General features: G+C 40.3%; 4 protein-coding genes and 1 pseudogene. 4 read left to right on the top strand and 1 reads right to left on the bottom strand.

The features are described from left to right. Window positions 1–332: 332 nt before the first annotated feature. The gene (locus SB028_RS04515; RefSeq protein WP_069367040.1) at window positions 333–1,217 is read left to right on the top strand and encodes a helix-turn-helix domain-containing protein; all 885 of its coding nucleotides are present in this window, start codon (window positions 333–335) and stop codon (window positions 1,215–1,217) included. Here SB028_RS04515 and SB028_RS04520 read toward each other — a convergent pair. Then, window positions 1,211–2,467, bottom strand: coding sequence for a Zn-dependent hydrolase (locus SB028_RS04520; protein WP_069367041.1), 1,257 nt, complete (start codon window positions 2,465–2,467; stop codon window positions 1,211–1,213). The two genes, SB028_RS04515 and SB028_RS04520, sit on opposite strands and share 7 nt — an antisense overlap. A 670-nt stretch (window positions 2,468–3,137) precedes the next feature. On the opposite strand from SB028_RS04520, the pseudogene SB028_RS04525 reads away from it, so the two are divergent. From SB028_RS04525 to SB028_RS04535, 3 genes and pseudogenes are all read left to right on the top strand, one after another. Next, window positions 3,138–3,238, top strand: a pseudogene (locus SB028_RS04525) (helix-turn-helix transcriptional regulator); the annotation flags it as partial. Window positions 3,239–3,852: 614 nt separating this feature from the next. Further along, window positions 3,853–5,490, top strand: a complete 1,638-nt coding sequence (locus tag SB028_RS04530; protein WP_286138755.1) for a ShlB/FhaC/HecB family hemolysin secretion/activation protein — start codon at window positions 3,853–3,855, stop codon at window positions 5,488–5,490. Window positions 5,491–5,568: 78 nt separating this feature from the next. After that, window positions 5,569–16,434, top strand: a complete 10,866-nt coding sequence (locus tag SB028_RS04535; protein WP_318859890.1) for a hemagglutinin repeat-containing protein — start codon at window positions 5,569–5,571, stop codon at window positions 16,432–16,434. Window position 16,435 lies beyond the last annotated feature (1 nt).

Below are 16,435 nucleotides of genomic sequence, written 5' to 3' on the forward strand. Positions count from 1 at the left end.
GCTATTTATATATGTCTGATTACTGTTTTATTGAGTTAATATGTGTTTATCAATAAATAATGATGAATAAAAAAGTGCTGTTATATCCATTAACAGCACTTTTTGTTTTTTTATTGTTAAATTTTACTACGTTAACCCTGGTGAGGTTGCCTGCTAGGAGACAGGTTTATTGATATAGACTAACTTTTTACTGCAAACTTCTTTTATTTACCTCATTGTGAGAAAGGTGATTCTTTTTATTTTGGGTTTAATTTAAACTATCTGAACTAATATCTTATTGTTGTGCCGTTGTTTACCTTGGTACTTTGTGCATTTAGGAGCCAATTATAAATATGCCTTACATACCTAGAGAAAAAATAGATTACCAAGCTATTGGCTATCGTTTGCGTGCTTACCGCATAGCCTCTTCATTAAAAGCTGAAGATGTAGCAGAAAGCTTAGGCATTTCTCGTGCTGCTGTATATCGATTAGAAAAAGGCGAAATTGTTAAAATTGAGACACTTGATAATCTTGCTAGATTATTAAATACCTCGTTAACCAGTTTGTTGGGTATTAATACTGAATATTATTCAAGTGCAAATGGTTTTTTTGAACGAATGCGCCAACTTGAAACCCAATCTTCACATATCTATACCCACTTTGAGCCTTTCTCTTACTTATTAACTTCTGATTGTTATGACAAAACATTAATTGAAATGCTAACAGAGGCATCACCTTTAAATATTTTGTCTGAAAAACAACAAGAAGTTTTGTCTATCTTAAAAGAGCGTAAGAAACATCAGTTCTTACATTCACCGCATATTTATAACCTCATTAGCCAGCAACAAATTGAAAAGTTTCTTTATGTTGGCATGCTAGGTTCGGTAAATTTAACTAAAACACTGCAACAAGAAAGAAAAGAACGAGCAAAAAATGAAATTCTTCATTTAATTGAAAAGTTAGAACAAAAAAATAATTATCTTAATATTGCAATCATTTCAGATACGATGCCGTCTTTAACTTTCCAATTATTTTATCAAGATAAAGTCCCTCTTTCTTTAGCCGTTAGCCCGTTCCGTTTAGGAGAATTCCCTAATGTTAGTACGGGCATTGCTACTGTAACTTCTTCAACTGAGGCGATATTTCAATATCAATCTCTCTTTGATAAATTGTGGTTAAAAGCGACCAAGGGGGATGATGCAATTAACCTTTTAAAGCAAATAGTGAGTTATTATTGATTTGCTAATGTGCCTAATGTTTCTGCTAATAAATCAGCAGCGACAGCAATATCACTAAATTCGGTAAATTCATCAGGATGATGACTAATACCGGCAACTGAAGGTGTAAAGATCATCGCCGTTGGATAAAGTGATGCCATATTCATTGAGTCATGCCCAGCACCACTTAACATGGTCATATAGTCTATATCGTGTTTTTGGCATAAATTTTCAATAACTTGGCAAATTGAATCATCTAGTTTCACGGGGACTTCAGCAGAAATTGGTTGAACATCAATAGAGACACCAAAATCTTTTTCTGCTTTTTCAACACTATTATTTAGGCGTTGTACAACACGTTGAATACTTTCAGTATCAATACCACGAATATCAACAGAGAATTTTACTTGTCCTGGAATGACGTTCATGGAATTCGGAACAACATTGAGTTTACCCACAGTGCCTACTGTGCCATAAACGGCTTCAGTGCATGCAGCATGGTTGATATCAATGATAATCCCCGAACTTGCCACTAATGCATCTTGACGTTGGTACATCGGTGTTGCACCAGAGTGATCCGCATGGCCATTAACCGTGATTGAAAAACGTGTTGGTGCTGCAATACCATTGACAATACCAATCGTTTTTTTGTCATTCTCAAGTCGTTTACCTTGCTCAATATGAAGCTCAACAAAAGCACTAAAACGATCTTTTGTAATGATGCAATTATCAAAATTGTCATGCTGATAACCTAAAGATTTTAGTACGTCAAAGAAATTATTGCCGTCATCATCTCTATTTTGTTCCCAGCGTGCTTTATCTATTTTTCCTGTTAATACCTTACTGCCAATACACGAAAATCCAAAACGACTAGATTCTTCCGCACGAAAAACAACAAGCTCAAGGTCACGTTTAAGTTGTTGTGGTTTATATTGCATTAAGGCATAAAACCCTGCGATAACGCCTAAAGCCCCATCATAAGCGCCACCTTGAGGAACTGTATCAAGATGAGATCCTGTACCTACTGCGGGTAGTGAGCGATCTTTACCCGGTAAACGTGCGTAAAGTGTACCAATGCCATCACGATAAACTTCAAGACCCGCTTCTTTCATTAAACCCGCAAGATACAAGTGTGCGGCTTCATCTTCTTCACCATAAGCAATACGAGTGATCCCTTTGCCGCTGTTATCTTTTTTGTAAATTTGCATTGTCTCAATTAATGCTTTCATATCATCAATTGAATACTGAGTTGCTGTATTTTTTTGAGTCATAAGAGAATTCTCCCGTGGTTTCTGTAATATCCTTTTGTCTAAAAAATGAGACAATTTAAGGATTAAAAAAGCCATCTTTAAAGATGGTCACTATTTTTATAATCATTGCTTATTATATTTACTGCTGAAGTTATATCTCGTCAACGATTATTGAGATGAATTTCATATTCTGTGAGATAGGTATTAATAAAAAACAGATATATATATGGAGTATTTCTTAAATGAACTTAAATTGTATGATAAATGTTATAAATTAGATCGCTTTGATTTTAAAAATATAAAAACCATATATTTAAGGTTTTAAATGAAAATAAGAATTAGTAAGGATAGTGGTTTTTTAATTTAGCGAAGCTTTATTTTATTATAATTGAACTTCATTTTACCTAAAGATCATTTTATTTTAAACTCAATTAGATCGGATTGATTTAATTATTTGTTATCTTAAAAAGAATAAATTATATATTTAAATATGATGGTAATTTATATTAAGTTATGATCAGAAAATTAAATGATTAAAGAAAAAATAATATTTTAGTGAGTAAGTTAAGCGCTAATGTGGTAAGACTGGCTTTGAATTTAAGGTGAGGGGGAGATTGGGAATATATGTATCAATAAAATATAAAAATAGCATTAATTACGTCTTTATTTTGCTAAATTACCAGATGAATGATTTTATAAACTGATTAAAGACGGCAGTTTCCTAAACCCATTAAATTAGGGAGACGTTCACGTTGGTACAACCACGAAGTAGGAACTTGCCTAAAAGAATAAATTGCATATCAAGAAAATAATCACCTTTTCTTTCTCGTTATTATTTTTAGTTATTCCTTACCTTAATTACATTATTCCATTTCAATCACTTTCATCATATTACTGATGAGGAATAATCATATCTGTCATTTCTATTATTATTACTTTTATCTATTATTAATCCGCCTAAATTAGAGGTGAGGTTGTTTTTATAATACGAATACATTCGATTTATACATATTCAATACAATGAATCCATAAAAAATAATGCGTATTATTAATTGTGCTAATCATTTTGCTCTTTCCTTTTCTTCACCCCAATCTATAAAAAAAAGAATGCTCTCATAAAACGATGTAATACCTTGATAATAAATTAAATATTTATTTAATGTAAATTTGTCTTGATTTTTGCATGTCAATCTAGCTAAATGTTTCAAGTTGAAATAAAGCAATAAATTTAATTAATATAATATTATTAATGTTTTGGTGTCTTTTCAGCTTTTAAATCAATCAATAGCTTATTTAAACACGGTATATATCAATTAAGGGTCATAGGAATTATTAATATAATGAATATGAAGTGCGACTTTACACGGACGATTTTATTTTCTTTTTGTTTTTTCTCTGCTTCGTTAATGGCAGCCCCTCAATTTACACCACCAGAAAAAGCCGTTGCGATTGATGTTAATGAGCAACAGCGTCAGCAAGAACGTGAACGGGCATTACAAGCACAAAATACGCCTAAGGTTGATACTCGCCTTTCTCGTTCTGATGTGAATTTACCCGACTATCCAAGTAATGAAAGTCCCTGCTTTGTGATGAACACATTTTCACTGGAAGGCAATGCTTCAGATGATTTTCAGTGGGCATTAAACGTCGCTGATGACGCTAAAGGGCGTTGCTTAGGTCGGCAAGGTATTTTACTCGTGATGAATAAAGTTCAAAATGCCCTTTTATCTAAAGGGTATGTGACAACTCGCGTCATGGCACAAGAGCAAGATCTCACTCAAGGCCATTTAACGCTAACGTTACAGCCAGGGCGTATTAATACCATTCGTTTTGAAGAAGGGGTTTCGTGGCGTGGCCGTTTGTGGAATGCCATTCCTGCCTCAAAGGGCGATGTTCTTAATTTACGTGATATTGAGCAAGGACTCGAAAACTTTAAGCGCGTCCCCAATGTGACGGCTGATATTCAAATTGTCCCCGGTAAAGAGGATGCCACCAGTGATCTCGTGGTCAGTTGGCAAGAAAAGCGACCTTTTCGTTTGAGTATAGGGTTAGATGACAGTGGTTCAAAAAGCACAGGACGTTATTTAGGATCTGCAACGCTCTCTGTTGATGCCCCTTTTGCCCAAAACGATCTGTTTTATGCCAATGTGGGTAAAGATTTTTTTGATAATGGGCCTTTTGGTAATCGCTCTTATACCTTTAACTATTTTATTCCTGTTGGTAATTGGGGCGTTGCCGCTAACTACAATCATTATACCTATCATCAAAACATTCCTAATGCGAATGAGATATTGCGCTACAGCGGGGAAAGCGACAATACCCAATTTACCGTATCCCGATTGCTATTTCGTAATCAGTTTCATAAAACCACACTCAATATGCGGGTCTATCGTAAGCATTCTACTAATGCGGTTAATGGGATTGATATTGACCAACAACACCGCCGTACCGCTGGGTGGGAAATTGGTTTTAATCAACGCAGTTACTTTGGTAATAGAACCTTAGATGCCAATATCAATTGGCGCCGTGGTACGGGGGCATTTGGAGCCATTCGCGCCCCCGAAGAAGACACTCACAGTGGTAGCGCAAGAACAGGGCTTTTATTAGGCGATATCAGTTTTAATCAGCCTTTTGCTTTAGGTGAACAGCCTTGGCGCTGGAATACGACACTACGTGGTCAATGGAGCCAACATGCCTTAACCCCACAAGACAGAATGACCATCGGTGGGCGCTATACCGTGCGCGGTTTTGATGGTGAACAGATGCTTTCTGGTGAAAAAGCCATTCTGTTACGTAATGACATTGCGTGGAATGTTTTTTCTAAAGGACAAGAACTCTATTTAGGCCTTGATTATGGGCGAGTTGAAGGACAAAACACCCGAAATCTTGTTGGTCACCAATTATCTGGCACGGCGTTAGGATTGCGCGGATCATTATGGTCACGGTTCAGTTATGACGTTTTTACGGGTATTCCCCTTTATAAACCAGAAGGATTTCATACTTCTGGGGCAACCGCAAGCTTTAGCCTTAACATCGAAATTTAGTCTTGATAGATGTGGTTATTCCCCATGGTTTAACCCGCCTTTTATTTTCTTGGATGGTCAGTTTTAAAGGTATTATCTATGAATAAGCATTGTTATCGTCTTATCTTCAGTCGTACTCATGGGGAATTACGTGTTGTCTCAGAATTAACGAAAAGCCACAGTAGTGAGGCGGGGCAAACACGAGGCTCTCAAAGGGCTCGTCTATGGGTTACCCTTCGGCGCGGTGCTTTATTACTCTGGTTAGCATTAGGCAGTCAGAGTGCATTGGCAGAAAGTATTGTTGCTGATAACAACGCGCCTCAACATCAACGCCCAGAAGTGATTAATACTCAAAATGGGCTACCTCAAGTCAATATTGTAGCGCCGAATGACGCAGGTATTTCCCATAATCAATATAAACAGTTCGATGTTGATCAACGCGGTGCGATTTTAAATAACTCAGCGGTCATGACTTCAACACAGACCGCAGGCATGATCCAAGGTAACGTCAATCTTGATCCGAACAAAGCGCCAGCTCGCGTTATTTTAAATGAAGTTAACAGTAATAACCCAAGCCAATTGAAAGGATTTATTGAAGTTGCTGGTGGCAAAGCCCAAGTGATTATCGCTAACCCGTCAGGCATTATCTGTAATGGTTGCGGCACGATTAATGCGGGTCGAATGACGTTAACAACGGGTAAACCACAACTTAATCATGATGGTAGTTTAGCGGGATATCGCGTTGAAAGTGGTGTTATTCATATTGAAGGTGGTGGGTTAAATGGAGATAGTCGCCATGATACACAATACGTTGATCTGCTCACCCAAGCGGTAAAAATCAATGCAGGCGTGTGGGCAAAAGAAAAAATTGAAGTTGTCGCAGGGCGTAATCACATCGATACACAAAACAAAGCCACAGCACTTGACCCAAAAGATAATGCTATTAAACCTGAATTTGCCATTGATATGGGACAAATAGGGGGAATGTACAGTGGTCAAATCCGTATGGTGGGGACGGAAGACGGCGTGGGGGTACGCAATCAAGGTGGTCATCTACAAGCCAATAAAACCTTAACAGTGACAAGCCAAGGGCAACTCGTTTGGCAGTCAACAAAAACGCAAGAAGCAGTGACACAAGCAGGTGGCGATATTAACCTGATTGCCAAAGAAGATCTTATTCATCAAGGTAAACTTCATAGTGGCGGTCAGTTACGTGTAGAAAGTCAAGACGGTGCGTTGAAACAATCAGGCACATTAGCCGCAACAAAAGACGTGACTTTAATTGCCCAAAAAGAGATCCAAACACAAGGAAATTTACTGGCGGGCAGTGATCTTAATAGCCAAATCATCCAAGACGCAAATCTCACCTTAAACAGCCAAAATAATATTCGCGCTCAAGGTAATTTACTGAATAAAAAAGTGATTAATATTACGGCAAAACAGGTCGATTTAAGCCAAAGCCAAATTGCTACTTCAACGTTAGCGATAAAAGCAACACAAGGTGATGCTCGTTTAGACAATACACGAGTTGATACCCATAAAGTTGATGTTATCGCAACGGAGGATATTTCTTCTCAACAAGCCAAAATAAAAGCCCAATCTTGGGATATCAGTGGCAATCATCTCTTTAACCAAAAAGGCATTTGGACGCAAACAGGAAAAAGTGAAAGTCGTTTTGCATTAAAAGGCCTATTTGATAATACGAAAGGCAGTGTTGAAGCTTATCAATTATCCCTTAATGGCCAAGACTTAAATAATACCGATGGGCGTTTAGTGACGTTAAATAACTCGCAACAATATTGGCAATTTCATCAATCGATAAATAATCAGCGTGGCGAGTTAGGGAATAATGGGAATTTACAGCTTGATACTCAACATCTTAATAATGAGTCAGGGAGTATTAAAAGCCCAACGCAATTAAAAATAACAGCAAAATCAGGGATTAATAATCAAAAAGGTCAGCTTCTTTCTGGTGAACAGCTTATTTTAAATACGGACAATTCTCTTAATAATCAATCAGGAAAAATAAACAGTAACCAAATTGACATTAAGACGTCTTTATTCAATAACACGCAAGGACAGCTAGTTGGTCAAGATACTTTAACGCTTTCTACCCAAAAGACATTAACCAATACTCAAGGTTTTATTGGTGCGGGTAAAGCATTAACGTTGTCTGCACAAGGTGGTTTAAATAATCAAGCAGGCATTGTGCAAAGCGAATCTCTATTTAAACTTGTTGCCAACCATATTGATAATCAAGAAGGACAATTACTTTCTGGTCATCAAATGAAGGTGAAAGCAGCTTCATTAATATCATCGAAAGGTAATATCAGTGCAAAAGAGATTGATCTTAATGCAAATACGGTCAGTAATGTTGCGGGAAAAATTATTGGTCAAGATAGGTTAACGCTCACAACGCATCAATTGCTCGATAATACACAAGGTACATTATTAACAAATAAAGCTTTGGTGCTTTTAAATAAAAATAACCTTATCAATGATAATGGTCTGATACAAAGTGGCGAAATTGCGAAGATTGATGCTCAAAATATTAGCAATAATCAAGGTAAGCTTCTTGCTGGTCAACAGATAACATTAACCACTCCAAAAAACCTCGATAACCCAAAAGGTGAAATCAGCGCCAAATCGTTAGCCGTCACCACCGATCAGTTAACAAACCAACAAGGTAAATTGATTGCCACTGACAATCTCGACCTTATTGCTCACCAATCGCTTAATAATACTCACGGTTTATTGGAAGCAGGGAAAACACTAAAGATAACCACCGCAGGACGTTGGAATAATCAAGAAGGGATCACCCAAGCAGGGCATCAAATTATTGCCAGTGCTGATACCATTGATAATACCCAAGGGCAGTTACAATCAGGGGATAAACTTACCTTCAAGACGACTCATGATGTCATCAATACATTAGGTAAAATAACCGCACAACACCTTTTACAGTGGCAAGGTCACGATAATAGCCAATTTAATAATAATAACGGGTTACTGCGAAGTAATGGTACGCTAACGTTAGAAGGCGGGGCACTGAGCAATCAACAGCAAGGCAATATCTTTAGCCAAAAGGCGCTACAGTTAGTGCTAAAAGGTGATTTACTTAATCAACATGGCAAAATCACGAGTAATGAAAATAGTGTGATTAAAGCGAATAATCTTATCAATACACAAGGTGAGATAAATTCCCTTAATACACTCAATATTGATTTATTGGAGCAACTGGATAATCGTCAAGGTCGTCTGTTCAGTCAATCGTCACAACGCTTACACGCTACCGATATTCTCAACATCAAAGGATGGATGGGCAGTTTAGGCGAGTGGTCTGCAAAAGCATCAGCCTTTAATAACCAAACGGGACAAATACAGAGCCAAAAAGAGGCCTCTTTAGTTGCTAATACCTTTGATAATACAAATGGATTGCTTCAATCTAGCGATAGCGCTCAATTACGTATTGCTAAGAGTATAAACAATACCCAAGGTAAAATTAGTGCACAGAATACAGTTGATGCACAAGGTACACAGCCTAACGGTGCTATTGAAACGGTTAACAATATTGCTGGTCAATGGTTAGCAGGCAACAGACTCAATTTACATGTACTCAATCTCGACAATTCACTGCATGGCTTGTTATATAGTCAACAGCATACACAGTTAGCGGTGGATAATGCCCTGAATAATCGACAAGGAAAAATTCAAAGCGGTGATAATCTCACCTTAACCGCCAAAACGCTATACAACCAATCAGGTTCAATTGATGGTCAGCAAGGGATAACGCTGACGCTAGCGGATTTACTCGATAACTCACAGGGTAAAATAAGAAGTAATCAACACCAATCCATTTATGGCTCTAGAATTCAAAACCATCAAGGCCATATCAGTAGCCAAGGCACACTTACCGTCAATGCCACACAGCTTGATAATGACCAAGGTCTGTTGATTAGCCAACAAAACAGTGGCTACCATCTTGAACGTGTGAATAATCAGAACGGTAAAATACACAGCGGTCAAGGGTTAACCCTCACCGCAGATACGCTCCAAAATCAGCAAGGTCAGCTGGTTTCAACACAATCACTGACTATCAATACAGCGCAATTAGATAATCACAATCACGGTGTTTTAAATAGCCAAGCGGCATTAAATCTCATCACGACTAACCTTAATAACCGTGATAACGGTTTAATTTGGGGAACGATGCAAAATACGATTTCAGCAAAAAATATCGATAATACCCAAGGCCGTTTACAGAGCTATGGCGCATTGACCTTAGATAATCTGACGTCACTAGATAACCCAAAAGGGCATATTTTAGCTAATGGGGCGATTGCGATAAATGCGAAAGACGTCCCTATTGCCTCAACCTTAATATTATTGAATCAGCGTGGCGTTATTCAAAGTAGTGATAAGCTTACGTTGAATACTCAGACGTTAGATAATCAAGGTGGTACCTTACAAAGCCAAAATGCATTAGCGCTGACAGCAAACCAAGATTATACCCAACGTGATGGTGATATCCTCAGTAGTAATCAATCCGTTTCCCTTTCTATTTCTGGCGTATTTACGAATTTAGCTGACTGGTTATTACCCGCTTCACTGACGATAAAAAGCCAAGATGTGATCAACTCAGGCTCGTTAGTCAGCCGAGCACTAAATCTCAACACAGGGTTACTGAAAAACCGCGGACGTCTTGAGTCTGATGATTTTACGTTTAACCTTACAACGCTAGATAATACCGCCGCTATTATGGGCGATAATGCAGTTATTCACGCCCAATTAATCGACAACAATAGTAAAAATGCCGTTATTGCGATGACGCAATCGCTCGATTTAACCGCGAGCAATAACCTGATAAATCATAACAGCGCATTGATTTACAGTGGTGATACGTTATCGCTTACCAGCCCAGAGATTGAAAATAAAGCCAGCTTTATTGAAGCCGAAGGTGATATGGTAATCAAAGCTGACCAACTCCGTAATTTACGTGAAGGACTGGAGATAGAGCGAGAAGCGGAAAAAAAGGATTATCGTTGGCATCGTTACCATTATTTCTGGCGTTCTTATAATTCAAAAGTTATTACAGATCCCACACCTTTTGCGCCTACAACCCAAAAGTTAACGTTTAATGATGATAATGCTGTTCTTAATAATAAATATGGAACATTAACAGCAATAGATGCCTCAGGTAAAAGAGCTCAGGTTCTTGTTAATAATGAAAATGACAACACACCGATAAGCTTGTGGGTGCATTACGAATCACTGATCCCAAATAGTGACGACACCTATAATATGACTTTTTATCAGACAACAGGATTTGAACAGATAAATGGCGTTCCTACACCGTATCATAATACGGTATGGAGAGAATTCTCAGGCGAACCTCGTATTGAACAATGGGATCCAAATATACATGTAAGTAGCTATGATCTAAAACTTATTCGTGATTATAGTAATTTCCGTGAACGCACAGTATCAGGCACAGCAACACGAGATAAATTAATTTCTGAAGGTATTGGCGCTCGTATTCTCTCGGGTGGCAATATGAACCTTAATATTTCAGGGCTATTGCTTAATGATGCCGGTGTGATCACCTCGATGGGAAATCAATCCATTGATGGAAAAGCTAAAATAGAGAATAACGCCTATTCTGTTAATGAACGCCGCCAAGAGTATATTGTCGATCACTACGATAAGGATACCAAGCACTGGTACCCAAGCTTTAATCATGATGAGACTACAGCATTAGCTACCATTGATAGCATCATTTCAGGCAATGGTAATGTCACAATTAAAGGGGCATCAATCACTAATACTACGGTGAATGCCGCGCAAATTAACACGCTTGAAGCTGCATTAAAAGCCGTTGAAGCAGAGCGCGCAGAATTCGAGCGTAATCCGCTGGGATTTAATATTGATGGCGTGGATAAGCAAACCCTCACTACCGAAATAAAAACCAGTGATAAAACAGACTTAACCCATACGGATGTGACCTCGCCTTTAACGCGTCCACTTTTACCGTCTGAAATCGCGCTGACTGAAAAACAACATTTAGGCAATGTGATCACCGATCTTCCTGACAATGCTCTCTTCCGACAAAATATCGCCCCCGATAATCCATTCTTAATTGTGACGGACGAACGTTTTACCAGCCGTAATAAATTTATTAGCAGTGATTATTTACTGAGTCGGGTGGGCTACGATCCAGCGCAAGTGCATAAACGATTAGGGGATGGCTATTACGAACAACGTCTTGTGCGTGAACAAGTCTTAAAATTGACGGGGCGCCCTTCGCTGTATGAAGGTGACGCCATGGCACAATATCAACATTTGATGAATAATGGTGCGAAAGTCGCGAGCAATTTTCAGTTACGTCCTGGCGTGGCCTTAACGCCTGAACAAATTGCGGCATTGCAGCAAGATATTGTGTGGTTAGTCAGTGAAACAGTCGATACCGCCCAAGGCCTTCAAACGGTATTGGTACCCAAAGTTTATTTAGCCAATAAAACGTTAGATTTATTAAGTCGTGGCGCACTCGTTAGCGGTAATAATTTACATCTTTCCGCCGAAAGCATTGATAATGCAGGGCAACTATTGGCGAATAAAGGGCTAGAGATTGAGGCCAACCAATTCACACATCAAGGCGGGGATATTCATGCACAAAATATCACAGTTCAAGCCGATAGCATTAATTTAAGCACCAACCTGCAAGATGCCTTGCGTCAAGCCACAATGAGTGGGACAGATATCACCTTAAAAGGGCATGATATTCAACTGCAAGGGACAAAACTGGATGCCTTAAAAGACATTAATCTAAATGCCCGTGATAATCTCACTATCACTACAGCAAAAAGTGCGCATTCGGGTGAATTTGATGTGATATCGGGTTCAATGGGAAGTCGGACTGAAAGTTTTATAGAGGAGCCGGGTGAACATCGTCTTGCGCATATTAGCGGTGAATGGCAACGAGCACAAGGAAGCGAGCTGAACGTCGGCGGTAACCTCAATCTCACCGCGGGGAAAGATGTCACACTGCAAGGCAGTCAAGTCAAAGCAGGTGAACAGCTTACTGTAAATGCAGGTGAAAACCTCAATATCCTTGCTGACAGTACCACAACCAAAAGCCACCTTGATGCCAATAGTAAAAGCACCTCTGTGAGCAATACCCGTGAAGAAGCGCGTTTGCAATTAAGTACACTCAGTGGCGATAAAGGCGTCAGCCTAAATGTGGGGCACACCTTGACAGCACAAGGTGCTCAAGTAGATAGCACCGAAGGTAAAACCACCGTTCGTGCTCAAGATGTAGAGATCCACTCCGTCACACAACAGATTGAAGACAGTGACTATCAGCATTCAGGCGGAGGACGTAAAAGTTACAGTCGTCTTGTGGATACCGCCCAAGAAATCGTGGTTGGAAGCACCTTTAGCGGACAGCAAGGTGTTGCGATTACCGCCCGTGAGGGTGATATCAATTTAACAGGTAGCACTTTACACAGTGAAAAAGGGGCTATTGATTTAAGCACCACACAAAATATTAATCTCAATACCGCGACAGAAACCCATACGGAGTTTTTAGAAGAACATTCAAAGAGTAAAGGATTTTTAAATTCTAGCCAGACTCATACTCTCCAAAATGATCGTGTTACACGAGAACAAGGCAGTATGCTCAGTGGTGAGCAAGTCAATATTCAAGCGGGTAACGATATTCAAGTTACAGGCTCTTCGGTGGTCGCAGAAAACGATGTCAGCTTAACCGCGGGTAACAATGTCGATATCACCGCTGCGACCGAGACCGACTCGCATTATCTCCTCGAAGAGAAGAAAAAAAGCGGTCTAATGAGTAGCGGTGGCATTGGCTTTAATGTCGGTAAACAATCCTCCCGCCATGAAGTGGATGAAAAAGGCATCACCCAAAGCCAAAGTGTCAGCACTATTGGCAGCACACAAGGTAATGTCAATATCACCGCTAGCAACAAACTGCATGTGGGCGGCGCTGACCTGATTACCCAAAAAGACTTAAATCTCACGGGCGATAGCGTCCAAATCGACCTAGGCTATGATAAACGTACTCGCACCGAAACCTTTGAAACCAAGCAAAGTGGGTTTGGTGTTGCACTCTCTGGCAGTGCAGGTAGCGCCCTCAATACTGCCGTCAGCACCGCACAACAAGCTCGCAAAGAAAGTGACGGTCGTTTAAGTGCTCTACAAAACACCAAAGCGGTGTTATCGGGTGTTCAAGCCCAGCAAGCGGTTGAGTTAGATGGGCTGAAAACTGATGTTGCAAATGCACACAACCTTGCCAACAACCTTAAACCGGGCGATGAAGGCTATCAAAAAGGCGCCACCAATACAGTTGGTGTCAGTGTGTCTTACGGCAGCCAATCGTCGAAAAGCAAAACCCATACCGACAGCCGCCAGTCGCAAGGCAGCACCTTAAATGCCGGACAAAATCTGTCGATTATCGCAACGGGTAAAAATAAAGACAGCAACCCAGACAGCGGTAATATCACGGTCGCCGGCAGTGAACTCAAAGCCGGTAAAGACTTATCACTGTCTGCCACACAAGATATCAACCTTGTTTCTGCCCAAAACACCGAGCAAACTACCCGCCAAAACAGCAACAAAGGCGGCAGTATCGGCGTTGGTGTAGGTGTGGGTGCTGGTGGCTACGGGGTCAATGTCTCCGCTTCCGTTAACCAAGGCAAGGGCCATGAAAATGGTAATGGACTCACTCACACCGAGACCACGTTAGATGTAGGCAATAAACTCACCTTAAACAGTGGACAAGATACCACCCTCAAAGGCGCTCAAGTCAGTGGCGAACAAATCACTATCAATGTCGGTCGTGACCTCACTTTACAAAGTGAGCAAGACAGTGACCGTTATGACGCCAAACAGCAAGAGGTCAGCGTCGGTGGCGGTTACACGATAGGGGGCACGCCAAACATCAATATTAGTGCCAGCAAAGACAAAATACACAGTAACTACGACAGTGTGAAAGAACAAACCGGTATTTTTGCGGGTAAAGAGGGCTTTGATATCCATGTCAAAGACCATACTCAGCTTGCCGGTGCTGTGATTGCGTCGACGGCGGACAAAGATAAAAATAGCCTCGATACGGGCACATTAGGCTGGAAAGATATCGACAACAAAGCTGACTTTACCGCCGAGCACACGGGTGGCTCGATTGGCACCGGTGGCCCAATTGGTAGCCAACTCCTTACTAATGCCGCCGGCGGATTATTATCTAATGCCAATAACAGCGGACAGACTGAAGGCACTACCCACGCTGCCATCTCTGAGGGGAAATGGTTAATCCGTGATACGGATAATCAAACGCAAGATATCACTCAACTCAGTCGTGATACCGACCATGCCAATGACGGCAGCATCAACCCGATATTCGATAAAGAAAAAGAGCAAAATCGCTTAAAACAAGCGCAACTGATTGGCGAAATTGGCAATCAGACCATGGATATCATCCGCACCGAAGGAAATATTGCGGGCTATAAAGCCCAAAAAGACCCGGAAGCACTGGCGGTGGCGAAACTGCAATTAGAAGCCGATGGAAAAGTCCCAACGGATAAGGACATTCAACAGCGAGCCTACAAAAATGCCATGGCACAATACGGTACAGGCAGTGATTTCCAGAAAGCTGCTCAAGCGGTGACAGGATTACTGCAAGGGCTTGCGGGTGATAACTTAGCCGGTGCATTGGCAAATGCCTCATCACCGTACTTAGCAAATAAGATTAAAGAGCTGACAACTGACCCTGCTACTGGTGAGGTTAATAAAGGAACCAATGCCATGGCACATGCTATGTTAGGCGCCGTAGTCGCTGAGCTGAATAACCAATCTGCTGCTGCGGGTGGATTAGGTGCAGGCGGTGGCGAGCTGTCCGCTCATGTTATCTTAAACACTCTCTTCCCGGGCAAGAAGGTTTCAGACTTAACCGAAAGTGAGAAACAGCAAGTCAGCGCACTGAGCCAATTGGCTTCTGGTCTTGCTGGTGGACTGACTACCGGTGATATGGCTGGTGCAATTACTGGCTCGCAAGCTGGGAAAAATGCGGTTGAGAATAATGCGCTCAGTGATCTTCTTGAAGCTCAAGTGGCGGGTAAAACACCTCAGAAAGTCGCAGAGGAACGGATAAATGCAGAAATTGAGCATTACAAGAAAGAAAACTGTGCAGGAATGAGCACAGGTGCATGCTCAGCAAAAATGGCAGAAGATCGAGACAAATTCTTCAGAGAAGCAGCCTCTTTAGGAATTGATTTCGTGCCAGTGGTCGGTGATTTTAAAAGTTTTGCTGAAGCTGATGGCTGGATTGATTACACGTTAGCTGCTGCGGGTACATTGCCTTTTGCTAAAATATTCACAAAACCACTGAAAGAAGCCAAATTACTATTAAAAGCCGGCGATCTTGATGGGGCCAATAAACTTATAAAAGAAGCGAGTGATGGTATACCAACAAAGTTGCCTTCTAATCCAACCTCGCAGTCATCCAGTGGCGCATGGAAGCCAAGTGATTCGAAAATTAATGTAGGCAAGTATCAAATTTCAAATGGATCTCCTAATGCGATAGATAAAGGTAACTTAGCTAATCCGATCACTCAGTCCCGTATAAATGTCCAAAATGGTGATTCAAAAGCTGGTTGGGAGCACGTTATCAAACGTCATTTTTCTGGAAATTCAAATGCTAGCCAATTTACAATTACTGAATCCGAACTTAAATCATTGTTACAAAATCCAGAGGTAGTAAAGATACCGATAAGTAAGACTCAAACATCATTGAATAAAGCAACAGGTAAGGAAGAAATATTATATCAACGAACAATCATTTTAGATAAACAAATTGGAATTGATAAATTTAGTAATGGTCCTACGAATAAAATGACTATCCTTACTGATAAGCAAGGAAATTTAGTTACAGCAACTCCAGGAGTTATAAATTAAA

The organism is Proteus vulgaris, assembly GCF_033708015.1.
GTDB lineage: Bacteria > Pseudomonadota > Gammaproteobacteria > Enterobacterales > Enterobacteriaceae > Proteus.

What these genes read in the sequence shown, in the direction of transcription:
- SB028_RS04515 (WP_069367040.1), top strand. Translation starts at nt 333, where the DNA reads ATGCCTTACATACCTAGAGAAAAAATAGATTACCAAGCTATTGGCTAT.
- SB028_RS04535 (WP_318859890.1), top strand. Translation starts at nt 5,569, where the DNA reads ATGAATAAGCATTGTTATCGTCTTATCTTCAGTCGTACTCATGGGGAA.
- SB028_RS04520 (WP_069367041.1), bottom strand. Translation starts at nt 2,467, where the DNA reads ATGACTCAAAAAAATACAGCAACTCAGTATTCAATTGATGATATGAAA.
- SB028_RS04530 (WP_286138755.1), top strand. Translation starts at nt 3,853, where the DNA reads ATGGCAGCCCCTCAATTTACACCACCAGAAAAAGCCGTTGCGATTGAT.